Here is a 21617-nt window from a genome sequence, read left to right on the forward strand (position 1 = left end):
CCCGGGTCCGCTACCTCGTCCTCCGGCTCGGCGAGACCGAGGACGACGCGGCCCGGGCCCGGGAGAAGGCCGACGAGGCGTACCGGAGGCTGGTCCCCCGCCTGTTTGGCACGGGGGAGGACTTCGTCGCGGTAGCGCAGCAGTACTCCGAAGACCCGGTGCGGGCCCAGCAGCCCGTCTGGGTGGGCGAAGGGCCGGACGTGCTGGCCGAGGTCACCCAGCACGGGCTCCACGAGTACATCGAGGGCATCCCGGTGGGGAAGATCGGCAAGCCGTTCGAGTGGGGCCGCGCCGTGTACCTTTTCGAAGTCCTCGAACGGGAGAAGCCCGCGCCCATTCCCCTCGAGGAAGCCGAGGCCCTGATCCGTGAGGAGCTGCTGGCCAGGAAACACCAGGAACTGAGGCTCCGGCTGAACGAGGGGCTCATGGAGAAGGCCGGGGTCCAAGTGTACGAGAGCACGCTCCAGGCCCTGGCCGCCGAGGCGGCGGCGAGCCTGGCGGCCCGGCCGTGACCGGGGCCGAGTGAAAGGAGCGAGTGGATGACCGAAGCGTCCGAGACGGCCACCTGGGAGGTGACCATCGAAGGCCTCGACTGCGCCGACTGCGCCGCGACCCTGGCCCGGGACATAGCCAAGATCCAGGGCGTGGAACAGGCGGATCTCAACTTCTCCGCCGCCCGGCTCACCGTCGCCTACGACCCCCGGGCCTTTCGGCGCGAGGCGGCGGAGCGGGAGATCGTGCGCTGCGGCTACCGGGTCAAGAAGCCACCGGGTCTGCGCCAGGTCGCCTTGGTCGTCCCCGAGATGGACTGTGCGGACGAGTCGGCCCTCATCGAGAAGGCGCTCGGCAAGCTCGCCGGGGTGGAGCAGCTTCGGTTCTACCTGGTCTCCCGGGAGGTGCGGGTGGAGTACGACCCGACCCGGATCGACCCGGACCGGATGGTCGAGGCGGTCCGCCGCACCGGGCTGGAGGTGCGCCAGAAGGGAAAGGAGCGCCGGGCCGAGTCGTTCTGGCAGCGGCACCGCCACCTCTTGCTGACGGGCCTGTGCGGCGTCCTGATCGCGGGGGCGCTGGCCTCGTCGTGGGCGGACGCCCCCCACCGGGCCACCGACGCCCTCTACATCGCGGCCATGGTCGCCGGCGGGTTCTTCGTGGCCAAAAAAGGCCTCCTGGCCCTGCGCACCCTCACCTTCGACATGAACTTCCTGATGACCGTGGCCGTGATCGGGGCCGCCCTCATCGAGGAGTGGCTCGAGGGCGCGACGGTGCTCTTCCTCTTCTCGGTGGCGAACCTCCTCCAGGGCTACACCATGGATCGGGCGCGAAACGCCATCCGGGCCCTCATGGAGCTCGCCCCGGCCGAGGCCCTGGTGCGCCGCAACGGCCGGGACGAGAGAGTCCCGGTGGAAGAGGTCCGGGTCGGCGAGATCCTGGTCGTGCGGCCCGGGGAGAAGATCGGGCTCGACGGCCGGGTGACGACCGGCAGCTCCCACGTGAACCAGGCGCCGATCACCGGGGAGTCGATGCCGGTGGAGAAGAACCCCGGCGACCCGGTCTTCGCCGGCACCCTCAACCAGAACGGCGCCCTGGAGGTGGAGGTCAGCCACCTGAGCGAGGACACCACCCTGGCGCGGATCGTCCACATGGTGGAGGAGGCCCAGGCCCAGAAGGCCCCCTCCATGAGCTTCGTGGAGAAGTTTGCCCGCATCTACACTCCCGCGGTGATCGTGGGTGCCGTCCTCGTTGCTGCGGTGCCGCCCCTGGCCTTCGGCCTGCCCTTCGCCGATTGGTTCTACCGGGCACTGGTGCTGCTGGTGATCGCTTGCCCCTGCGCCCTGGTGATTTCCACCCCGGTCGCCATCGTGGCCGGCCTGTCGGCGGCGGCCCGCCACGGCATCCTGGTCAAGGGCGGCGTGTACCTGGAGGAGGCGGGGGCGCTCCGGGTGCTGGCCTTCGACAAGACCGGCACCCTCACGCGCGGCGTGCCCCGGGTGATCGACGTGGTGGGCCTGAACGGTACGGGGGAGGCGGCGGTCCTGCGGCTCGCCGCCGGGCTGGAGCAGCGCTCCGAGCACCACCTGGGGCGGGCAATCCTGGAGGAGGCCCAGGCGCGGGGGATCCCGTCCCCCGACGCCACCGGGTTCCGGGCCATCCCCGGGCAGGGGGCCCGAGCCGAGGTGGACGGCGTCACCTACCACATCGGCAACCACCGCCTGTGCGAGAGCCTGGGCGCCTGCGATCCCGAGCTCGACCGACAGCTCCTGGTCTTCGAGCGGCAGGGGAAGACCGCGGTGATCCTGGCGGGGGACGGCAGGGCCCTTGGCATCCTCGCCATTGCCGACGAGCTCAGGCCCGAGAGCGCCGGGGCGATCGAAGGGCTGAGGCGCGCCGGGATTCAACGGGTGGTGATGCTCACCGGCGACAACCGGGGCACGGCCGAGGCCATCGCGGGGGCGCTCGCCGTGGACGAGGTCCACGCCGAACTGATGCCCGAGGACAAGGTGGCGATCATCGAGCGGCTGGCCCGGGACCACGGCAAGGTGGCCATGGTGGGGGACGGCGTGAACGACGCGCCCTCCCTGGCCGCGGCCACGGTCGGGATCGCCATGGGCACCGCCGGCACCGACACGGCCCTGGAGACCGCCGACGTGGCGCTGATGACCGACGACCTGGGGAAGCTCCCGTTCCTGATGCGCCTGAGCCGCCAGACCCTGGCCGTGATCCGCCTGAACATCGCCTTCGCCCTCCTGGTGAAGGCGGCCTTCATCGCCCTGGCGGTGCCGGGGCTGGCCACCCTGTGGATGGCCGTGGGGGCCGACACCGGCGCCACGATCCTGGTGGTCTTGAACGGGCTTCGGCTGCTGCGGGCGAACGAGGGATGAAGGCCGGCACAGAGGCACATCTCGGGGCGACGGCACGGGTCGAAAGGCTGGCAGGCCTCGCCGCCCCGGACCGGAGAGGGATGCCATGCTGAGGGAGCTCTGGGTCCTGTTGCGAAACTTCGTCCGCGACTTTTCCATCGCGACCCTGCGGGGGACGAAAGAGCACTGGAAGGGCCTGCTCATCTTCTGCACCATCGGGCTCGTCGCGACCGTCGCGCTCGCGGCGGTGGCGCTCAAGGCCACCGCTTCGCCCAAGTTCTGCGGCCTCTGCCACAACATGAAGGCCTACATCGACTCGTGGGAGGAATCTTCCCACAAGGAGGTGAGCTGCCTCGAGTGCCACTTCGAGCCCGGGGTCCTCGGCCAGCTCAAGGGAAAGTGGAAGGCCCAGGCCCACGTGGTGATGAAGCTCACCGGCACCGCCCCGCCGCGACCGCACACCCAGATCAGCGACGCCAGCTGCCTCCGGCAGGGCTGCCACGCGGCGACGGACCTCACCGCGGCCGACACGACCTTCCTGGGGGTCCGGTTCAGCCACCGGGAGCACCTGGGGGAGCTGCGCCGGGGGAAGAGGCTCCGGTGCGTCAGTTGCCACTCCCAGATCGTCCAGGGACAGCACCTCACGGTGACCGAGAGCACCTGCTTCCTCTGCCACTTCTACGACCGGGCGGAGAGCCCGGAGCTGGCGGACTGCCGGACCTGCCACGTGCAGACCCGGGCCAAGCTCTTCATCGACGCCAACGACAGCCTGCCGTTTGTCCACCAGGAGTACCTGGACCGGGGGGTCGCCTGCGGTCAGTGCCACTTTGACGTCATCTCCGGCGACGGCCACCTGAAGGACAACGTCTGCGTCCAGTGCCACGCCGAACCCAAGATCCTGCTGAGCCGGCAGACAAGCGAAGCCGTCCACCGCGACCACGTGAGCCTGCGCAAGGTGGACTGCCTGCGGTGCCACGCCGAGATCGAGCACGGCATCGCCCGAGAGACCGGTCCCGCCGACCGGCAGCCCGTCGTGGCGCCGGCGGGCTTCGGCGCCTACCGCTACGACGCCAACTGCGTCAAGTGCCACTCCTTCGGGGAGCACGAGAGCATCCGCAGGATGTACCTGGGAACCGGCGCCGAGGGGCTCCCCGACGCGCCCAGCCCCATGTACCAGGCGCACGCCGACTGCGGCAGCTGCCACGTGGCCCAGACCGAGACACCGGCCGGGCCGCAGGGGACCCTCCGCCTCCGGTACCCGGACGTGATCCAGGCCTGCGCCGAGTGCCACGGCACCGGATACGACGACATGGCGAAACACTGGAAGAAGCTCCTCACCGAGGAGACCATCAAGGCCGAGGGCGCAGTGTTGGAGGCCCGGCAGGCCCTGGGCCGGGTCCAGAGCGGGGCAGCGTCGGACGCCGCGAGGTCGCTCGACGTGGCCGAGCGGAACCTGGCCTTCGTGCGAAACGGCCGCGGCCTGCACAACGTGGAGTACGCCCTTGGGATCCTGGGCGACGCCCGGGAACGGGCCGAGGAGTCCAAGTCTCGGGTGCTTCCCCGGTACACCCCCAAGGAGGTCGCCTCCCCAACCGGGTGCGTGGAGCTCTGCCACTCCTGCGTGGAGTGCATCGAGACGGCGCCGGTGCCCTTCGGCGGCGTCCAGTTCCCCCACGACCTCCACGTGCAGGACGAGGGGATGGGCTGCCTCGAGTGCCACACGCCGCGGGACCAGCACGGCCAGACGTTCCTCGCGAACTGCTCCTCGTGCCACCACGGCTCGGGCGCCGGGGCCGTGGAGTGCCAGGACTGCCACGAGGAGAACCACAACCTCTTCAACGGCCAGAACGCCTGCAACGAGGCGAGCTGCGACGTGACGGGCGAGAAGAACCCCATGGCAGAGGCCGTCTCCTGTGGCGAGTGTCACGGACAGGTGGTGGAGGGCGAGAAGACCACGCCCGAGGGCATTAAGGCGGCGTGTCTCGAGTGCCACGACGACGACCCGAGCTACGCCGCGCTGGTGGACGAGTGGAAGGCGACGGCCGACACCCTGAAGGTCGGCGAGCTCGACGCGGAGCTCCAAGACCTCCAGCGGATGGTCCTGCGGGCGATCCGCGAGGGCCGGTACACGTACGACGCCCAGGACCTGGTCAACAGCGCCGAGAAGAACCTGAAGCTCCTGGTCAAGGGAAACCCGGTCCACAACCCGGTCTTCGCCCAAGACCTGGCCCAGCGCGTCACCGGGCTTCTGAAGCAGGCGCGTCAGACGTTGCGCGCGACCTCCACGGTCAAGACGCTGCCCGAGGAGGCGTACCGGTGACTCGAAACCCGGGCCCTATCCCCGGCTCGCGGTGGCGGGCCTTGGCCATCGCCCGAGCCGCCTCCTGGCTCCTGACGGCGCTCCTGGCCGTGCCCGGGCTCGCCCCGGCCGCGGGAGAGGTGCGCGGCCTCTTCTTCTACGCCGAGGGGTGCGACTACTGCCGCGCCGTGGAGGAGGAGGTGCTCCCTGGCATCGAGCTCGCGTTCCCTCTGGAGCTCGAGCGGCTCGAGGTGAACGATCCGGCCAACGCGCACCGGATGGAGGCCTATGAGAGGCTCTTCGGGCTCCCTGAGGGCGACGTCCCCCTGATCGTGCTCGCGAGCGGCGCGTTCCGAGGGGAGTCCGAGATCCGGGAGAAACTGCTCGGCGCCGTGGCCGACCTGGCGGCCCGGGGCGGGAGCGACGGGCCTCCGTCGGTTCGGGTGCCCCAGGAGACGGCAGCCTCCCCAGCGGAAGGGGGAGAGGTGGAGGTCGTCTACTTTCACCGTAGCGGGTGCATCCAGTGCGACCGGACACGGCTGATCCTGGAGGGGCTCTCGACCCGTTACCGGCTGCTCGTGCGCACCTACGACGCTGCGGACGCGGAGAGCCAGGTGCTCCACGAGCGCTTCGACCGGACCTACGGGGTGCCCGAAGACCGGCGGCTCGCGGCCCCGGCGGTGTACGTAGGGCCGGCGGTCCTGACCGGGGACCAGGTGACCCGGGAAGCGCTCGAAGCCGCGGTCGCCGCGGCGGCGGGCGCACCGTCCCCCTGGGAGCGGGTCGAGGCGGCCGCGATCGGGGCGGCCCAGGCCGCCGCGGGCATCCTCGAGCGTTATCGGGGGTTCCGCCCCGCGGCCGTGGCCGCGGCCGGGCTCCTGGACGGGGTGAACCCCTGCGCCTTCGCCACGCTCCTGTTCCTGCTCTCGTACCTGACCTATACCGGCCGAACCCGCGGGGAGGTTCTGGCCGTGGGGCTGTGCTTCACTCTGGCGGTCTTCCTCACCTACCTGGCCACCGGGCTCGGCCTCCTGGCCGCCGTGCGGAGTCTGGCCGGCTTCCGCGGCGCCGCGCGTACCGTCTACTGGGGGGCGGCCCTCCTGGCCCTGGTCCTGGGGGCTGCGAACCTGTACGACTTCGTGCTGTGCCTGCGGGGCCGAGCCCGGGACACGGTCCTCCAGCTCCCGGCGCTGCTCAAACGACGCATCCACGCCTCGATCCGTACCCGCCTCGGGGTCGGGGCCACGGCCGCGGCGGCCTTCGGCACCGGCGCCGCGGTGTCGCTCTTGGAGCTCGCCTGCACCGGGCAAGTGTACCTGCCGACCCTGGTCTTCGTGGCCGGAAACCCCGATGCGCGGCTGGGTGCGCTGGGGTACCTGGTCCTCTACAACCTGGCCTTCATCCTGCCTCTGGCGGGCGTGTTCACCGTGGCCTACCTGGGGGTGAGCTCCCGCAGCCTGGAAGGGCTCTTTCGCCGCCACGTCGCCTGGGTGAAGCTCGGGCTCGCGGTCCTCTTCCTGACGCTCGGGGGCGTGCTGGCCGCCGGGGCATGACCCTCGCCAAGACCGGACGGGTCTCAAGAGAAGGAGTGACCCATGAAGTGCCCGAACTGCATCGAAGAGCTCAAGATGGCCGAGCGCAAGGGGATCGAGATCGACTACTGCCCCTCCTGCCGGGGCGTCTGGCTCGATCGAGGAGAGCTGGACAAGATCATTGAGCGCTCGGCGGAGGACCTATCCGAGATGCCCAGGGGGGGGCGGGTGCAGGACCCTCCCCCCGCAACCGGGGACAAGCACGGCCAGAAGCACCGAGACCCATATCGGTCCGGGCACCGGTGACGCAAGGGCCTCCTTCGAGACCTCTTCGACGTGTTCGATTGAGCAGCACGGGTCACCGCAGCGCGCGTGAAGTCCTTGGAGGAATCGCGATGACGAACCCATCCTTCGTGAACCGCTTTGTCTTAATGGCCGTGGCAACCCTCGCCTTCGCCTGGGGAGGCCCGGCGCAGGGCGGGACGCCTGCGCAGGGCGACGTTCTGCTCCAGCCCGGGCAAGAGGCGTTGCCCCTCCTCGAGCGGCAGGACTGCGGGCCCGCCGGGGCGGACCCGTGTCCCAAGCCGGGCGACGCCTCCGGTAGCGAGAGCAAACCGACTCAGGCGTCCGCCACGGCAGGGCTTCTGCCTGTGGGCTCGCCGGCCAGGCCCTTCGCCTTGAGCGACCCCGACGGCAATCCCATCGGACTCGACGCGAAGACCAACCCCGGCCCGGTGCTCCTGATCTTCTGGTCCCTCTTTTGCGAGCCGTGCAAGGAGGAGTTGCCGTTCCTGGACGAGATGGGGCAGCAGTACGCGCCGAAGGGGCTGCGTGTGCTCACCGTCAACATTGACGGCGAGAACATGGCGAAGGCAGCCACGCGCTACTGGCAGATGAACCGGTTCGGCTTTCCCATGGCCATGGACCGGAAGGACGGGAACAAGTTCGAAGCCGCAGACGCTTACGGAGTGACCGGTACCCCGAGCCTGTTCCTGATCGGCCGCGACGGCACGGTGCGCTGGAACCACGCGGGCAGGTTGGACCCTGAGGTCTTTCGGGCCGAGCTCGACCGCTTGCTCGGCTCGTGAGGAGACGCGTACCGCGTCGCGCTCGGGAAGGCGCTCCCCAAACCGAAGAAGGAGTAGTCATGAGAACATCGTCGGTCGTCGTTTCCCTTCTGCTCGCCCTGGCCGCCGCTGGCTCGGCCCAGGCCTTTCCCAAGGAGAGCGGAGCCGCCGGGGATTGCAGCGCGTGCCACACCCTCGGCCGCGAGGAAGCCGAAACCCTGCTCAAAGGCCTGCCCCTGAAGGTGTTGGGCGTCGAACCGAGCGAGGTACCCGGGCAATGGGAGGTGGACGTGGAGAGCGGGCAGGGCCAGAAGGGCCCGGTCTACGTCGACTTCTCCAAGAAGTACCTGTTTTCCGGCAACCTCCTGAACCTCGTCACGAAGGAGAACCTGACCCAGCGGCGCATGATCGAGCTCAACCGGGTCGACTTCGCGAAGATCCCCCTGAACGACGCCATCGTGATCGGGGACCCGGCGGCCCCGAACAAGGTCGCGGTCTTCACCGACCCCGACTGCCCCTACTGCCGCAAGCTCCACCCGGTGCTGGCCGAGACGGCAGAGAAGCGCAAGGACGTGGCCTTCTACGTGAAGATCTACAGCATCAATCCGAAGTCCTACGACAAGGCGAAGGCGATCGCCTGCGCCAAGTCTTCCGCCCTGTTGGACGACGCCATGGCCGGAAAGGAGATCGCCGTCCCGGAGGGGTGCGAGCCTGCGCAGCTCGAGGCGAACCTAGCCCTGGGCCGGAGCCTCGGGGTCCGCTCGACCCCCACCCTGGTTTTCCCGGACGGGAGCGTCGTCCCCGGAGCCAAGACCGCCGAGCAGATCCTCCAAGCGCTCGCCGCGGCCAAGGCCGCCGCAGCCGGCGCGGCCGGCCCCGGCTGAGGCGACATCGCGGTGCGCGCCGCGGGCATCTCGCGCCGAGCGTTCTGCACGGGCCTCCTCGGGACCGCGGCGCTCCTGGCCGCGGGCCGGGCGGCTGCGGTGCCCCTCCTCCCGGAGCAGCGCCAGCTCTCCCTGGAAGATGCCCACACCGGGGAACGCGTGGACTCGGTCTACTGGGCGGACGGTCGCTATGACCCCGAGGCCCTGGCGGCCTTGAACCGGTTTTTCCGTTGTCACTACCGCGACGAGGTCGTCGCCATGGATCCCGGGGCCTTGGACCTGCTCTGCGACCTGTGGCGCAGCACGGGCGCCGACCGACGCGTGCGGGTGATCTCGGGGTACCGGTCCCCCGCCTACAACGAGCAACTGCGAAAGCGTGGGCGCGGTGTGGCCAAGAACAGCCTGCACCTGGAGGGCAAAGCGATCGACTTCCTGATTCCCGGACTCTCGAACCGCAAGCTCGCCCAGCTCGCACGTTCCCTCGCCGCCGGGGGCGTGGGTTCCTACCCTACCTTCGTCCACATCGACACCGGGCCGGTGCGTTCGTGGAGAGGGTGAGTCGCGCGGAAGGGCGCGGCGCGGGCCCCAGACCCAGATAGGAAACGAGGCCCATGTACGCCGTCCTACTCGGTATTCTCCAAGGGCTCACGGAGTTTCTTCCGGTGAGTTCTTCCGGGCATCTGGTGCTGGCACAGAGCCTGCTGCCTGGTTTTCAGGAGCCGGCGGCGTCGTTTGACGCGACCCTGCACGGGGGCACCTTGGTGGCGGTGCTCGTGTACTTTCGGACCGACGTGACGGCGTTGCTGTCCTGTCTGCGGCGCGGGGGCGACCCGGGACACCGCAAGCTCCTTCTTTGGCTCGTGGCGGGTACGGTGCCCACCGGTGTCGTGGGCGTACTGTTCAAGGGCCCGCTGGAGGCGTTGTTCGAGGCACCCCGGTTTGCGGCCGCCATGCTCCTGTTCACCGGGGCGCTGTTGTGGGTATCCGAGACCCTGGCCCGTCCCGGCGACGGTCTGGAACGGCTCGGATTCCGGCGGGCCTTCGGTATCGGGTTGGCCCAGGGACTGGCCATCATTCCCGGGATCAGCCGTTCGGGCACCACGATCGCCGCTGCCACCCTACTGGGGATCCGCGGCGAAGACGCCGCCCGCTTCAGTTTCCTGTTGGTTGTCCCGGCGATCCTGGGGGCTCTGGTTCTCCGGTTACCCGAGATGGTCGTCACCGGCGGGACCAACTGGTCTCTCTATGTGGGAGGGGCCGCGGCGGCTTGCATCTCTGGCCTGTGGGCGATCCGTTTCCTGATGAAGGTGATCCGAAACGGCCGGCTACGGTGGTTCGCGGTGTACTGCTGGACGCTGGGGGCCGGCTACCTGATCGTAGGCCCGTGAGACTCCCGCGAACACGACGTCGGGCCGGCATTCGGCCTGAGAGCCTCAGACACCGAGACAGGAGAACTTCTCATGGGAGCCACCGGCAAGCCCAGGCAGCCTCGTCGTCGCAGCAAGCGAGTCATGCCGTGGCTTTGGGTGGCCCTGTTGACCACCGCAACGGGCCTCCTGGCGGGGCACTTGGTTCGGATCTTGCCCCGTGCGCCGGCTCCGGTCCGCACCGCCGAACGCGATCCCCGGGCGAAGGTCGAGTCCTTCCTCGGGCTCCTCGCCTCCGGAATCACCCGGGTCTTCGTCGAGGACCGGGAGGCGGCCCAGCGACTCCTTCGGCAAGTGGAGGTCGCGAGCCGAGACGAACCGGCCCTTTCGGTGGTCCCGATCACCCACGGCGACTATTCCATGCGCTTTTCCGTGCGGGTCGTTGAAACGCTCCACGTCGTCGAGCTGTGGTGGCCACCGCCGCCCCCTCGGCTCGCGGTCGTCGTCGACGACCTGGGCGGAGACCTCGGGCGGGCCGAAGCGCTGTTGGACCTGGAGATCCCGATCACGCCCTCGATCATCCCCCACTTGTGTCAGAGCCGGGAGGTGGCCGAGGCCGCCCGGGACCGGGGCCGAGCATTTCTCCTCCACCTCCCTATGCAGCCCCGCGGCTATCCAGAGATCGACCCCGGCCGGGGAGCCCTGCTCGAAGGGATGAGCGAGCCGGACATCCGCCGCACGGTGGCCGAGGACCTCGCCGCCGTGCCGGGCGTGTCCGGGGTGAACAACCACATGGGTTCCCGCTTTACCGAACTGGAAGAACCCCTGCGGTGGGTGATGGACGAGTTGGCGAAGAGAGAGCTTTTCTTCCTCGACAGCGTCACCTCGCCCGCGACCGTGGCCGCGACGGTGGCCCGGGAATCAGGCCTCGCCACGGTTCGCCGGGACGTGTTCATCGACAATAATCGGGAAGTGGAGGCCATCGGCCGGCAGATCGACGCGGCGGTGGCGAAGGCACGCCAGAACGGGCGCGCCGTAGCGATCGGGCACCCGTACCCGGAGACCCTGGAAGCCCTGCGGCAGGCCGCCGCGCGCATCCGGGCCGAGGGTGTGCGGGTGGTCCCTCTGGGGGAGTTGGTGACGCCGAGTGGTGGGAGCTGAGTGCCGTGCCGCGGCCCGGAATGGCGCCCAACGGGGGCCTGGGGAGAAGGGGAGAGGTGCCCTGTACGGAGCGGGTTTCAGAGCCACCGGGTCCTCCCGTGGAGTGACGCACCGCGGCAACGGACGAGGCGGCTTGTTCATCGACTTCTCATGTCGGGCTCATCGTGGCCTCATCGCGTGTTGGTACCTTCCTCCAGGGAGGCGAGTGACGAAAACCACGACCCGGAGGGTGGAAACCATGGGCAAACGATCTGAGAGCGCCACCCCGCCTCAACAGCGGCGCCAGGCGGTCTGGGCCGTGAAGATCCTCCGCGGCCAACTTCCTGACCCGACCCCCGAGCAGCGTCTCTGGCTCGCCGTCATCGAGCAGGCGGTGAGAGAAGGGTACGCCGGTGTGCCGGGCGATCCGGACCGGCGGGAAGAAGCCAGAGAGTGGCTCCAATCGGAGCACTTCGCCGAACTGGCGGTGAGTCTCGGGCTCCATCCCCACTGGGCGCGGGACACGATCGGGAAGCTCGACAGGCTCGGCATGGCGGACGCAGTCGGCGAATTCGTTCCGCCGCATGCGACGATGCCCGCGGCGCCGAGGAACGGGTGCGTACGGATCAGCGCCACGGTACTCCGTTGACGATGTCATCCCGTGTTTTCTCCCTCCTCCGGGGCGGCCACACTGCCCCAAATGTGCCCCGGTCAGCTCGCGCGGGCTGCCCTCACAGGCAACCCACGACGAGCGGGGATCGGGCGGAGGTGTCGAGCCGGGGGAGTTGCCTGGCCGGAGAGAGCGAGCCATGACGGAAAGCCCCAGTCCATCCGGGTTGACGCGGGAAGAGTGGAACGTCGCCTACTTTCTGGGCCTGGAAGAGATCGTCTGCGGCGACCTGCAGTGCGACTTCGATGGCCAGATCCGAGCCGGTGCCAAACGCCTGGCGGCGGCAGACTACCGGTTCGAACCCCGGGAGGCGGTCGCCGAGGCCGCCTCCCCGGGGCGGAGGCCGCATGAGCGCAGTTGCCGGGAGCTCTGCGACGGCACGTTCGACGTGGTGGGGCGGGCTCGAGAGACGCTGCACTGGCTGGCGCTCCGGGCGCCAAGGGTGAGCAGACAGTGGCTCGAACGGCTGCTGGCGTGCTACGACCGGACCCACGGCGAGCCGGCGCCGGTTCCGTCACTGCGGTGCGCCGTGCGAGCCGCGTGAGCTCTGGGCAGACGCCGTTTCGCAGAGAACCCATTCCCCGGGTCGGGCCGGTGTCACTTGGCCGGCGGCGACCTTCCGTCCGGCCCGGGTAGGGCGGCCTCTGGGATCGCGTTCACCCCGCTCTCGCTACCGGCGGCCGGCAGCGAGAGGACGAAGCGGGCGCCCCCCTCGGGCCGGGTCTCCGCGGTGATCGAGCCGCCGTGGAGTCGGGCGATCCGCTGGGAGATCGCGAGCCCCAGGCCGGTGCCCCCAGTCTTGGTGGTGTAGAAGGGGTCGAAGACGCGGGCGAGGTCCTCCGGCGGGATCCCCGGTCCCTCGTCCTCTACAGTCACGACTCTCAGGATTCCCTCGACTCGGCGCCCCTCCGCACCTGTCACCGTGCCCGTGCGGGTCTCCACCCGCGCCCACACCCCCTTGCCCTGGGGCGTGGCCTCGACGGCGTTCAGGAGCAGGTTCAGGAGCACCTGCCGCAGCTCCCCCTCGGAGCCCCGAACCCTGACCGCCCCGCCCGATTCCACCTGGAGGGAGACGCCCCGAGCCCGCCCCTGGGCCTCCACCAGGCGCGCCGTTTGGTGCACCAGCTGGCCCAGGTCCACCACCGCCTCTACCCTCTCCCCGGAGGGTTGTCGGACGTGGTCGAGGAAGTCCTCCACCACCTGGTTCAACCGGTCGGTCTCCCGCACCAGGATTCCCAGGAATTCGGCCTGGGGATGTCCCGGAGGGATGGTCCCCTTCAGGATCTCGGCGGCGCCCTTGATCCCACCCAGAGGGTTTCGGACCTCGTGGGTCACGGCTGCCGCCAATCGGCCGACCTCTGCCAGACGCTCGACTCGATGCAGGTGCTCCTCGACCCGCAGCATCGTGTCGGCTTGCTCCCGGAGCTTCCGGTACGCGTGTCCGAGCTGGAGGCGAAGCGTCCGCTCCTGGTCCGAGAAGTAGCCGAGGAACCCGGAGAAGGCGAAGTAGAGGATCACCTCCATCACCCGGTTGGCGAGTTCCCGACCCATGTCGTTCCAGGACATCGCGATATGGGGCGCGTAGAGCAGTGCCACGGCCGCCGCCGCCAGCAGCCCCCCGCGCAGCCCGAACCCCACGGCAGCCAGGCCCAACGGGAAGTAGTAGAGCTTCCGGAAGGTGTCGTGGAGGAGCGGCACGCCCGTCCGGGTGCCGTAGTGGAGGGCGGAGATCCCGAGCACCAGGGCGACGACCGCCGCCGCCAGCGCCAGCTCTCGCCTGGTAGTGTGGCGAAGATTCATGCTCTCTCCCTGGGAAGCAGGGGTGGGCGTCTCATTCTCCGGACCTCCCCCGGGGCCTCGGCGGTAGACCCGGCGAGCCCGGAACCGTTGCGGCGGAGCGAAGTCCCGGGGCTCACGGGCCGGGGGCGAGCCGCAGGCGCGGCCCCGGCCGCCGTCCCACAACGACGGTCGCGGCCAACCCCGCGAGGGACAGGGCGAGGCACCCGGCGGGGAACCGGCCGCCCCAACCCTGGTACCCCGTGCTGCGGGATGTACCCACTCGGACCACGCCATCCATCCGGCCTGCCTGGAAGAGTGGCAGGCTTCCCACGACCCGGCCCGCGGGATCCACCAGGGCGCTGATCCCGGTGTTGGCCGCGCGAACGAGCCAGACGCGGTTCTCTACCGCGCGGAATCGGGCCATCCCCAGGTGCTGGTAGGGGGCTGCCGTGTCGCCGAACCAGGCGTCGTTGGTGAGGTTGACGAGCAGGTCGGCGCCCCGGGCCGCGAGGTCGCGGGCGAGCGCCGGGAAGATCGCCTCGAAGCAGACGAGCACGCCGAGCCGGGCGTCCCCGGCAGGGAGGAGCTCGGCTCGGCCGGGCGAGAAATCCCCGGCGCCGGCTCCCAGCTTTTCCGCGAAGGGCAGGAGACTTTGGAGCGGCACGTACTCCCCGAAGGGCACCAGGTGGACCTTGTCCGTGACGCCCGCCGACTCGCCCCCGGGACCGAGCAAGAACGCGCTATTGAAGTACCGCTCCTGCCCGTCGGCGAGCTGGCGCCGAGGGGCGCCGAAGAGCAGGAAGGCTCCCGTCTCCCGGGCCGTCCTCCGCACCTCCTCGGCCAAGGGATCGCCCTCGTCGAAGCGGAAGGGCACGGCCGTCTCCGGCCAGATGATCAGATCTGCCCGCTCGGCTCCGGAACTGGCCGAGAGCTCCGTGTAGCGACCGATGGTCTCGCGCTGAAAGGCCGGGTCCCACTTCACCGCCTGTTCCACGTTCCCCTGGACCACCGCCACCCGGAGGGGCTGCCCGGCCCCCTCCGGCTCCCGGGCGAGCCGCCACGTGCCGTAGCCCCAGGTCAGGGCGAGGAGCGCCGCGAGGGCCCCGATCCCTCCCCACGGCAGGGGTCTTCGAGGGTGGCCGCGGGCCGCCCGGATGGCGTCGGCCGTCACCGCGTTGGCCAGGGCCAGGAGGAAGCTCAGACCGTAGGGCCCCGCGAGGTCGGCCGACTGGAGAAGCGCGAGGGAGCCCTGCTGGGAGTACCCGAGCAGGGCCCAGGGGAAGCCCGTCAGGAGGAACGAGCGGGCGTGCTCCGCGCCGACCCAGAGCACGGGAAACGCGAGCCACCGGGGCGCCCCGAGCCTCCCGTCGAGCCGGCACGTCGCCCAGGTGACCGCCCCCACGTACAGGGCCAGGTAGCCCGCGAGGAGGAGGTAGAGGAGCACCGACGGGGCCCAGGGCAGACCGCCGTAGCGGGTGAGCGGGTGGGTCACCCAGGAGAGGACCGCCGCGAAGCACACAAAACCCGCGACGATGCCGCTCCAAGAGGGCCGTTGCCCGGCCACGAGGAGCAGCGGCACCAGCCCCACCCAGGCCAGCGCCTCGACGGCGGGACGCGGAAAGGCGAGGGCCAGGAGGGCGCCCGAGGCGCCGGCCGCCACGAGCCACGGCATCCGGCAACCCGACTGCCGCTTCTCTCGCTCCTCGCCGAGCCGAGCACGTCGCAAGCGGCCGGAACCGGCGGACCGCGGTCGAGACCTACGGAGCAATGACCTTGACTCGACCCCGAGGGGCGTCGGGCAGGTATTCAACCGCAGAGGTCGTGGAGGGTCACCCCTCGGAACAGGTTCAGCATCTGGTCATGGATGTCCGCCCAGACGGGACCGGCGGGGCACCGCCCCGCAAAGGGGCACGCCTCGTCTGCCCCACCTGGGGTCCCGACACAGGGCACGAGCCGCATCGGGCCCTCCGTGATCGAGAGGATGTCGAACAGGGTGATTTCCGTGGCTGATCTCCGGAGCAGGTACCCGCCGTGCGGGCCGCGTCGGGTCTCGAGGATGCCACTGAAGTTCAACGCTGCCAGTATCTGCCCCAGGAATGGTTTGCTCCTCCCCAACCTCGCCGAGATCTCCCGAAGCTTGACCGGCCCCTCCGCTTGATGGGCCGCGATGTCGACGGCCGCTTGCAGTCCGTACATGGTTCGTCGCGTGACGTTCATCGGGTTCCCTCTTCAAACGTGCAAGGGGCAGGAGTGTCGATTCGTGCCCCGACTTCGGGGAAGACCGCTTCGCACGCTGTGGCGCGTCGCTCGGTCTTCGCCCGGGCAACTCGGGCCTACCGCGTCGGCTCATGCAGCCGGGGCGGCTCGGCCAGAACCGGTGACCAGGCAGCCGCCCCGAGGGTCGGGTCGTCGGCCCGATCGTGGATGCGGCCGGCCGGGTCGGCGGCACCCCAGAAATTCTCCCGGGCGTCCACTCCGGCTGATCCCTTCAGGTGGAGGGCGTCGCGGCCTGCCGCGCCGAGGCGATTTCGATGCAGGGTCACGGACGCGTCCTCTACGCTCACCAGGTCGAGACCGGCGTGCTCGATGGCGTTGCCTTCCACGGTGCCCTCCACCTGGCTGAGGGATATGGCATCCTCGGCAAACCCTTCCAGCCGGTTTCCTCGCAGGTGCACCCAGGAGCCGGGGTCCTTCATCCGCACCCCGTCGCGGCTCCCGGCGAGTCGGTTGCGCTCGAAGATCACCCGGCTCTCCTTGGCAAGAAATCCGCCCAGGGCGCTCCCTTCCAGGACGTTATCCGTGAACTCCAGCTCGGCTCGGAAGGCGTGGACACCGAAGAGGTTTCGGGAGAAGCGGTTGCCCGTGATCACGGCCCGGGAGTCGCGGAACCGGAGCGCCTGCTTGTTGTTGACGAAGACACAGGCCTCCACCCGGGCCCCTTCGCTCTCTTGGAACTGGAGAGCCCGCAGGTTGTCCGCGAAGGTGCAGCCCCGGGCGGCGAAGCGGGAAAAGTGGGCATGGAGCGCCTGGGTCCCGTGGCGGAACACGGTGTGCTCGAGCCGGTTGTCCGGGTCGTCCGAGGCGATCAGGCTCACCTTGTCCCAGTCCCCGGCGCGGGGTGTCGGCTCCGCCGACTCGAAGACCACCGGCGCCTCGGGTCGGCCGAGGCTGCGGATGCCCCCGAGCACGAGGAGCTCGCCCTCTCCCAGGCCGTCACCGTTGGTGTCGGTCTTGCGGAAGGCGACCCGGGTGCCGGGGGCCAGGGTGAGGACCGCCCCGGGGACCACGGTCACCCGTCCGGAGAGGATCACCCGGCCCTGCCACGTCTCGTCCGCCTCGACGGTGTAGCCGCCCAGGTACTCCGTCCGGGGCCCGATCGGCTCCGGGACTTGCATCAGCGTCACCTCCGGGGCCGCAGCCGGGAGCACCAGCCGCGGGGTGTCCCGTGCGCTTCGAACCGACACCCCGGGAAGAGCCTCGGGCCGGTCGCGGACGTCGAGCACGCCCACGCGGCACTCTACGATCTCGGACCCCTCGGCCGTGACAGCGGCCCCCGGGCCGAAAGCCAGCCCGTACTCCCCACCCTCGACGCGCGTTCGCTCGATGCGGCACTCGGCGCCGACGCACAACAGACCCGTCTCGGCGCCCCGGAGGATCGCTTCCCGCAGATGGACCCGGCTGCCGGGTGCGGCGACCAGGCCTCCCCACGGGCCGTCTCCCTCGAAGGTGACCGGCGCCTCCGGGGTCCCGAGCGCGGTCAGGGTCCCCTCCACGGCGAGTTCGGTCCCGGGGCTCCACTCCGCCGGTTCCACCTTGGCGCTCTCGGAGGGGGCGAACACGATCCGGGTCCCGGAGAGGATCGTGAGGACCACCCCGGGAGGGATCCGGAGGTCTTCCTCGACCCGGACCTCCCCGGACCAGGTGTGGTCCCCGGCGAGCGCGCCGCCGTAGCCGTGCGCCGCACGGGGAAGGAGCCCCAGGAGGAGCAGGGCAAGGCCCACCGGAACCGGAAGCCGCTTCACCCCCCGCCGCCCCCGTCCCGACGCGCGGCAGATCGCCCCGCAGCCCGGCACGCCTGCGGCTCCGCCAGTTGACGAAGCCCATCGAGAAGGAGGGCCCGCATCGCCGCTTCGTTCAACCGGTAGTACACGTTCTTGTGGGCTCGACGGGTCACGACCAGCCCGTCCTTCCGCAAACGGCGCAGGTGCTGGGACACAGCGCCCTGTGTGACGTCGAACCGCTGAACCAGCTGGGTGACACAGAACTCGCTGCCGCCGACGGCCAGCAGGATCCCGAGACGGATCGGATTCCCGAGGGTGCAGAAGCCGCGGGCCAGCTCTTCCACCGAGAGGCGGCCGAGGTCCACGCCGCCGCGCCCTGCGGCAAGGGGTTTGGCGGGAATCATCTCGTCTCGGTCCATCCGGTCCTCCACCGACCCAAGAACAGGGAAGTGCCTCACCGGCGGCAGGCTACTCCGCCAGCAAGCCCTCCAGCACCTCGACGTATCGCCCTTCGTCCCCCGGTTCGTACCCCTCGTGGCGAAACCGGATGACGCCCTTCTTGTCGATGATCATGTTGAGGGGCGCGCCCATAAGACCGTACGCGTCGATCACCGCGAACTCTGGGTCGGGGGCCACCGGGAACGAGGCGCGCAGCGGTTTCAGGTCTTCTCGGGCGTCGATCTGCTTTCGGATGAACTCGGCATCCACGCCGTCCGTGTCGACCGCGATCAGTTCGAGTCCCCTGGCTTCGTACTGCCGATAGATCGTCTCGAGGGCGGGAAGCTCCAGGATGCACGGGGAGCAGCGAAGCCCCCAGAAGTTGAGCCAGACCACCTTCTTCCGCCCGAGGAGTTCGGTCAATTTCAAGGGGTTCCCGTTGAGGTCTTCCATCTCGAAGGGGGGTGCGGCCTTGCCGACCCACTCCCCGTCCGCCCCGGCAGGCCGGGGCGCAGCTCCCAGGACCACGCTGGCCGCGGTCACAGCCAAGAAGAGCCATAGCCGTCCACACGTTCTCATGACCGACCTCCCTGCAGTTCCATCGTTGCGGTTGGCATTCGATCCCCCCTCGTTGCCCGTCTGAGCGCTTCCACGAGCTCCACGGATCGGTAGGGCTTCCGGAGGAACACGGCGACCTGGGCCGCGAGTTCGGGACCCAAGACCTGCCGGCCGTCGAGTCCGGACGCGACGACGACCGGGAGATCGGGCTGAAGGCGCCGGATCTTCCGGAGCGCGGTCTTTCCGTCCATTACCGGCATCATCAGGTCCAGCACGACGACGCGGATCCGCCCACCCTCCGCGCGAACCCGATCCACCGCTTCGCACCCGTCTCGGGTGCAGAGCACCTCCATGCCGGCTTCGACCAACACCTTCCTGGCGAGTTCCCGGACCGCTTCGTCGTCCTCCGCCACCAGAACGACGGGACGCTGCAGTGGGGGGTCCATCTCCTGCGAGGCTGTCACGATCGTCTCTCCTCCCAAGATATCGTTGAGGGCCTGAGAACGATCAGGCCCGAAGCATGCGCAGGCCGCTCGCGATGACGATGAACTCGCTCACCTCGTGGGCGAGCACGGCGGCGGGCAGCGAGAGGGACCCGGTCACGGCGCCCAGGACCAGGGCGCCGATCACCAGGGCCGAAAGGACCAGGTTTTGCCGGAGCACCGCCCAGGTGCGCCGGCTGAAGCGCACGAGGTACGGCAGCCGCGAGAGGTCGTCGGCCATGAGGGCGACGTCCGCGGTCTCCAGGGCCACGTCGGTACCCGCCGCCCCCATGGCGATTCCCACGTGGGCCGCGGCCAGGGCCGGCGCATCGTTGACGCCGTCGCCCACCATGGCCACGCGGCCGTAGCGGCGGTCGAGCTCCTCGACCTTGCGGGTCTTTCCCCCCGGGTCGAGCTCGGCGTGGATCTCGTCCACTCCCACTTGGGCGGCGATGGCCCGGGCGGCGCGCGGGTTGTCGCCGGTAAGCATGACCACGCGCTCGATCCCGGCCCGCTTGAGCTCCGTGAGGGCGCCCGCCGCCTCGGGTCGCAGGGGGTCGGCGATGGCGAAGAGGCCGTGGACCTCTTCGGCCGTCCCCACGGCCACCACCGTCTGGCCCGTTTCTTCCAGATTCTCGATGCGGGCCTGGACCTCGAAGAGATCCACGCCCAGCTCCGCGAACAGCCGGGGGCTTCCCACGTGGTGCTCGGCGCCCCCGATCCGGGCTCGGGCGCCCGCTCCGGTGAGGGAGCGAAAGTCGCTGGCCACCGGAACCGCGATCCCATCCTCCCGGGCCCGCTCCAGAACGGCTAGGGCCAGGGGGTGCTGGGAGCGGGCCTCCACGGCTGCGGCGACCGCGAGTACCTGCCCGGCGCTTCGCCCCCCCAGGGGGACCAGCTCGGTCACCCGGGGCTCTCCCAGGGTCAGGGTCCCGGTCTTGTCCAAGGCCATCACCCGCACTCGGGCCAGGTTCTCCAGGTGGACTCCTCCCTTGATCAAGATCCCCCGGCGGCCGGCGGTACCGATGGTCGCGACCAGGGTGATGGGGATCGAGATCACCAGGGCGCAGGGCGCGGCCGCCACGATGAATACCGTGGCCCGGGTGACCCATTCGACCCAGGCGGCGCCGAACAGGGGCGGCACCGCGGCCACCAGCAGCCCTCCCGCGAGCACCGCCGGACTGTAGCGCCGGCCAAACCGCTCGATGAAGCGCTGGCTGCGGCCCTTGCTGGCCTGGGCCTCCTCCACCAGCCGGACGATGCGCGCCAGGGTGTTGTCCGCCGCGGTCCGGGTCGCCCGCACGGTGAGGGCGCCCTCGCCGTTGAGCGTGGCGGCAAAGACGGCATCGCCCGGCGCCTTCTCCACGGGCACGGACTCTCCGGTCACCGGCGCCTGGTTCACGCTGGAGCGCCCCTCGACCACTTCGCCGTCGGTGGCCACCGCCTCCCCGGGTCGGACGAGGAAGAGGTCGCCCACCCGGAGCTCCTCCACGGGAAACCGCTCCTCCCTTCCGTCCCGCAGGACCGACGCCGTCTTGGGGGCGAGATCCATCAAGGCCCGGATGGCGTGGCGGGCGCGCTCCCCCGCGTACCCCTCGGCGGCCTCGGAGATGGAGTAGAGGAACGCGAGCATGGCCGCCTCGCCCCACTGGCCCATCACCCCGGCGGTGAGCGCGGCCGTGCTCATCAGGAGCTCGATCCCGATCTCCCGCTCCTGCCAGAGTTCCTGGATCGCCTCGCGGCCGAAGTACCAGCCTCCCACGAGCGTGGAAAGCACGAAGAGCGCCGTAGGCATCGGCGCCGCCAGGCCCAGGAGGTTCCCTCCGTACCCCGCGGCGAGCAGAACTCCCGACCCGGCGGAGGTGAGCACCCGGGCGTTGCGCCAGGGTGGCGGCGGGGGCGTCGCGTCCGCCGTGCAGCTACAGCAGGTCGCCATGTCCATCACTCCCAGGTCTTGCGAATCCGTGGGTCCCCGCGCGCTGACGCCGCGGCTCCGCGGTTGACCGTCCTCGTCCCGAACAGCTCCGCAACGACCAGGACCGTCACGCCGAGGCTGATCGCGCTGTCGGCCAGGTTGAAGGCCGGCCAATGGTGGCCCCGCCAGAACACGTCGAGGAAGTCCACGACTTCGCCGCGCAGCAGCCGGTCGGCCTGATTGCCCACGGCGCCGCCGAACACCAGGGCCAGCGCCGCCAGCAGCCAGGGCCTTCGCGGCGGCAGGCGCCACACGGCGACGAGGATCCCGGTCAAGGCGAGGAGGGTCACCGCCAGGAAGAAGGGTCGCCGGAACGCCTCCGGGAACCCCACAAACAGACCGAACGCGGCGCCTGGGTTGCGCAGGTACGTGAGGTGGAACCAACCCTCCACCACCGGCCGGGACTCGAAGAGCCGAAAGCTGCTCGAAACCCACGTTTTGGTGGCCTGGTCCAGAACCACGGCCAGCCCGGCCACCAGGAGGAAGAGAACGAATTTCCGCTGCATGTTGTCGCGATGCTCCGAGGGCGGTCGTTGGGCCGGGGGGGGGGGCCGGCCCCAGCCG

At 70.1% G+C, this 21617-nt stretch carries 21 protein-coding genes; 12 read left to right on the forward strand and 9 right to left on the reverse strand.

From position 1 onward, the window contains the following. From AB1578_12060 to AB1578_12115, 12 genes are all read left to right on the forward strand, one after another. A partial coding sequence (locus AB1578_12060) for a peptidyl-prolyl cis-trans isomerase (GenBank protein MEW6488630.1) occupies window positions 1-512 on the forward strand: 512 nt, incomplete at its 5' end. Window positions 513-539: 27 nt separating this feature from the next. After that, window positions 540-2882 (forward strand): heavy metal translocating P-type ATPase, encoded by a 2343-nt coding sequence (locus AB1578_12065; protein MEW6488631.1) that lies wholly within the window; start codon window positions 540-542, stop codon window positions 2880-2882. Window positions 2883-2967: 85 nt separating this feature from the next. Continuing rightward, complete coding sequence (locus AB1578_12070; protein ID MEW6488632.1) at window positions 2968-5181, forward strand: cytochrome c3 family protein; 2214 nt, start codon at window positions 2968-2970, stop codon at window positions 5179-5181. A gap of 41 nt (window positions 5182-5222) precedes the next feature. Then, entirely contained in the window at window positions 5223-6713 is a 1491-nt protein-coding gene (locus AB1578_12075) for a hypothetical protein (protein MEW6488633.1), read from the forward strand. 42 nt (window positions 6714-6755) lie between these two features. Further along, window positions 6756-6998: a zf-TFIIB domain-containing protein gene (locus AB1578_12080; protein ID MEW6488634.1), complete on the forward strand. Its 243-nt coding sequence runs from the start codon at window positions 6756-6758 to the stop codon at window positions 6996-6998. A gap of 89 nt (window positions 6999-7087) precedes the next feature. Then, window positions 7088-7780, forward strand: a complete 693-nt coding sequence (locus AB1578_12085) for a TlpA disulfide reductase family protein (protein MEW6488635.1) — start codon at window positions 7088-7090, stop codon at window positions 7778-7780. A 59-nt stretch (window positions 7781-7839) separates the two neighbouring features. Beyond that, window positions 7840-8643 (forward strand): DsbC family protein, encoded by an 804-nt coding sequence (locus tag AB1578_12090; GenBank protein ID MEW6488636.1) that lies wholly within the window; start codon window positions 7840-7842, stop codon window positions 8641-8643. 12 nt (window positions 8644-8655) lie between these two features. After that, window positions 8656-9201: a DUF882 domain-containing protein gene (locus AB1578_12095; GenBank protein MEW6488637.1), complete on the forward strand. Its 546-nt coding sequence runs from the start codon at window positions 8656-8658 to the stop codon at window positions 9199-9201. 53 nt (window positions 9202-9254) lie between these two features. Continuing rightward, on the forward strand, window positions 9255-10031 hold the full coding sequence (locus tag AB1578_12100) for an undecaprenyl-diphosphate phosphatase (GenBank protein ID MEW6488638.1): 777 nt from the start codon (window positions 9255-9257) through the stop codon (window positions 10029-10031). Window positions 10032-10154: 123 nt separating this feature from the next. Then, complete coding sequence (locus tag AB1578_12105; protein ID MEW6488639.1) at window positions 10155-11171, forward strand: divergent polysaccharide deacetylase family protein; 1017 nt, start codon at window positions 10155-10157, stop codon at window positions 11169-11171. A 298-nt stretch (window positions 11172-11469) separates the two neighbouring features. Further along, window positions 11470-11799 (forward strand): hypothetical protein, encoded by a 330-nt coding sequence (locus AB1578_12110; GenBank protein MEW6488640.1) that lies wholly within the window; start codon window positions 11470-11472, stop codon window positions 11797-11799. Between the two features lie 160 nt (window positions 11800-11959). Next, window positions 11960-12364, forward strand: coding sequence for a hypothetical protein (locus AB1578_12115; GenBank protein MEW6488641.1), 405 nt, complete (start codon window positions 11960-11962; stop codon window positions 12362-12364). Window positions 12365-12417: 53 nt separating this feature from the next. Here the strand turns inward: AB1578_12115 and AB1578_12120 are convergent, their stop codons facing one another. The 9 genes from AB1578_12120 to lspA all read right to left on the reverse strand — a co-directional run. Then, window positions 12418-13620 carry an ATP-binding protein gene (locus tag AB1578_12120; protein MEW6488642.1) on the reverse strand — a complete coding sequence of 401 codons (1203 nt, stop codon included), beginning with the start codon at window positions 13618-13620 and terminating at the stop codon, window positions 12418-12420. A gap of 112 nt (window positions 13621-13732) precedes the next feature. Continuing rightward, window positions 13733-15271 (reverse strand): apolipoprotein N-acyltransferase, encoded by a 1539-nt coding sequence (lnt, locus tag AB1578_12125; protein ID MEW6488643.1) that lies wholly within the window; start codon window positions 15269-15271, stop codon window positions 13733-13735. A 134-nt stretch (window positions 15272-15405) separates the two neighbouring features. Next, the gene (locus tag AB1578_12130; protein MEW6488644.1) at window positions 15406-15816 is read right to left on the reverse strand and encodes an Rrf2 family transcriptional regulator; all 411 of its coding nucleotides are present in this window, start codon (window positions 15814-15816) and stop codon (window positions 15406-15408) included. Between the two features lie 116 nt (window positions 15817-15932). Continuing rightward, the gene (locus AB1578_12135; protein ID MEW6488645.1) at window positions 15933-17621 is read right to left on the reverse strand and encodes a right-handed parallel beta-helix repeat-containing protein; all 1689 of its coding nucleotides are present in this window, start codon (window positions 17619-17621) and stop codon (window positions 15933-15935) included. Continuing rightward, window positions 17618-18019, reverse strand: coding sequence for a metalloregulator ArsR/SmtB family transcription factor (locus AB1578_12140; protein ID MEW6488646.1), 402 nt, complete (start codon window positions 18017-18019; stop codon window positions 17618-17620). Before AB1578_12140 ends, AB1578_12135 begins: the two co-directional genes overlap by 4 nt. A gap of 49 nt (window positions 18020-18068) precedes the next feature. Continuing rightward, window positions 18069-18617, reverse strand: a complete 549-nt coding sequence (locus AB1578_12145; protein MEW6488647.1) for a TlpA disulfide reductase family protein — start codon at window positions 18615-18617, stop codon at window positions 18069-18071. After that, window positions 18614-19060, reverse strand: a complete 447-nt coding sequence (locus tag AB1578_12150; GenBank protein ID MEW6488648.1) for a response regulator — start codon at window positions 19058-19060, stop codon at window positions 18614-18616. The genes AB1578_12145 and AB1578_12150 overlap by 4 nt, the downstream gene beginning before the upstream one ends. A 43-nt stretch (window positions 19061-19103) precedes the next feature. Continuing rightward, window positions 19104-21014, reverse strand: a complete 1911-nt coding sequence (locus AB1578_12155) for a heavy metal translocating P-type ATPase (GenBank protein ID MEW6488649.1) — start codon at window positions 21012-21014, stop codon at window positions 19104-19106. A 5-nt stretch (window positions 21015-21019) separates the two neighbouring features. Beyond that, on the reverse strand, window positions 21020-21617 hold a 598-nt coding region (gene lspA, locus AB1578_12160), incomplete at its 5' end, for a signal peptidase II (protein MEW6488650.1).

The organism is Thermodesulfobacteriota bacterium (assembly GCA_040756475.1).
Lineage (GTDB): Bacteria > Desulfobacterota > Deferrisomatia > Deferrisomatales > JACRMM01 > JBFLZB01.

Bases quoted from the DNA above. Each gene is read 5' to 3' on its own strand.
- AB1578_12065 (MEW6488631.1), top strand. From the start codon at position 540: ATGACCGAAGCGTCCGAGACGGCCACCTGGGAGGTGACCATCGAAGGC.
- AB1578_12070 (MEW6488632.1), top strand. From the start codon at position 2,968: ATGCTGAGGGAGCTCTGGGTCCTGTTGCGAAACTTCGTCCGCGACTTT.
- AB1578_12080 (MEW6488634.1), top strand. From the start codon at position 6,756: ATGAAGTGCCCGAACTGCATCGAAGAGCTCAAGATGGCCGAGCGCAAG.
- AB1578_12085 (MEW6488635.1), top strand. From the start codon at position 7,088: ATGACGAACCCATCCTTCGTGAACCGCTTTGTCTTAATGGCCGTGGCA.
- AB1578_12090 (MEW6488636.1), top strand. From the start codon at position 7,840: ATGAGAACATCGTCGGTCGTCGTTTCCCTTCTGCTCGCCCTGGCCGCC.
- AB1578_12100 (MEW6488638.1), top strand. From the start codon at position 9,255: ATGTACGCCGTCCTACTCGGTATTCTCCAAGGGCTCACGGAGTTTCTT.
- AB1578_12105 (MEW6488639.1), top strand. From the start codon at position 10,155: ATGCCGTGGCTTTGGGTGGCCCTGTTGACCACCGCAACGGGCCTCCTG.
- AB1578_12115 (MEW6488641.1), top strand. From the start codon at position 11,960: ATGACGGAAAGCCCCAGTCCATCCGGGTTGACGCGGGAAGAGTGGAAC.
- AB1578_12120 (MEW6488642.1), bottom strand. From the start codon at position 13,620: ATGAATCTTCGCCACACTACCAGGCGAGAGCTGGCGCTGGCGGCGGCG.
- lnt (MEW6488643.1), bottom strand. From the start codon at position 15,271: ATGCCGTGGCTCGTGGCGGCCGGCGCCTCGGGCGCCCTCCTGGCCCTC.
- AB1578_12130 (MEW6488644.1), bottom strand. From the start codon at position 15,816: ATGAACGTCACGCGACGAACCATGTACGGACTGCAAGCGGCCGTCGAC.
- AB1578_12140 (MEW6488646.1), bottom strand. From the start codon at position 18,019: ATGGACCGAGACGAGATGATTCCCGCCAAACCCCTTGCCGCAGGGCGC.
- AB1578_12145 (MEW6488647.1), bottom strand. From the start codon at position 18,617: ATGAGAACGTGTGGACGGCTATGGCTCTTCTTGGCTGTGACCGCGGCC.
- AB1578_12155 (MEW6488649.1), bottom strand. From the start codon at position 21,014: ATGGCGACCTGCTGTAGCTGCACGGCGGACGCGACGCCCCCGCCGCCA.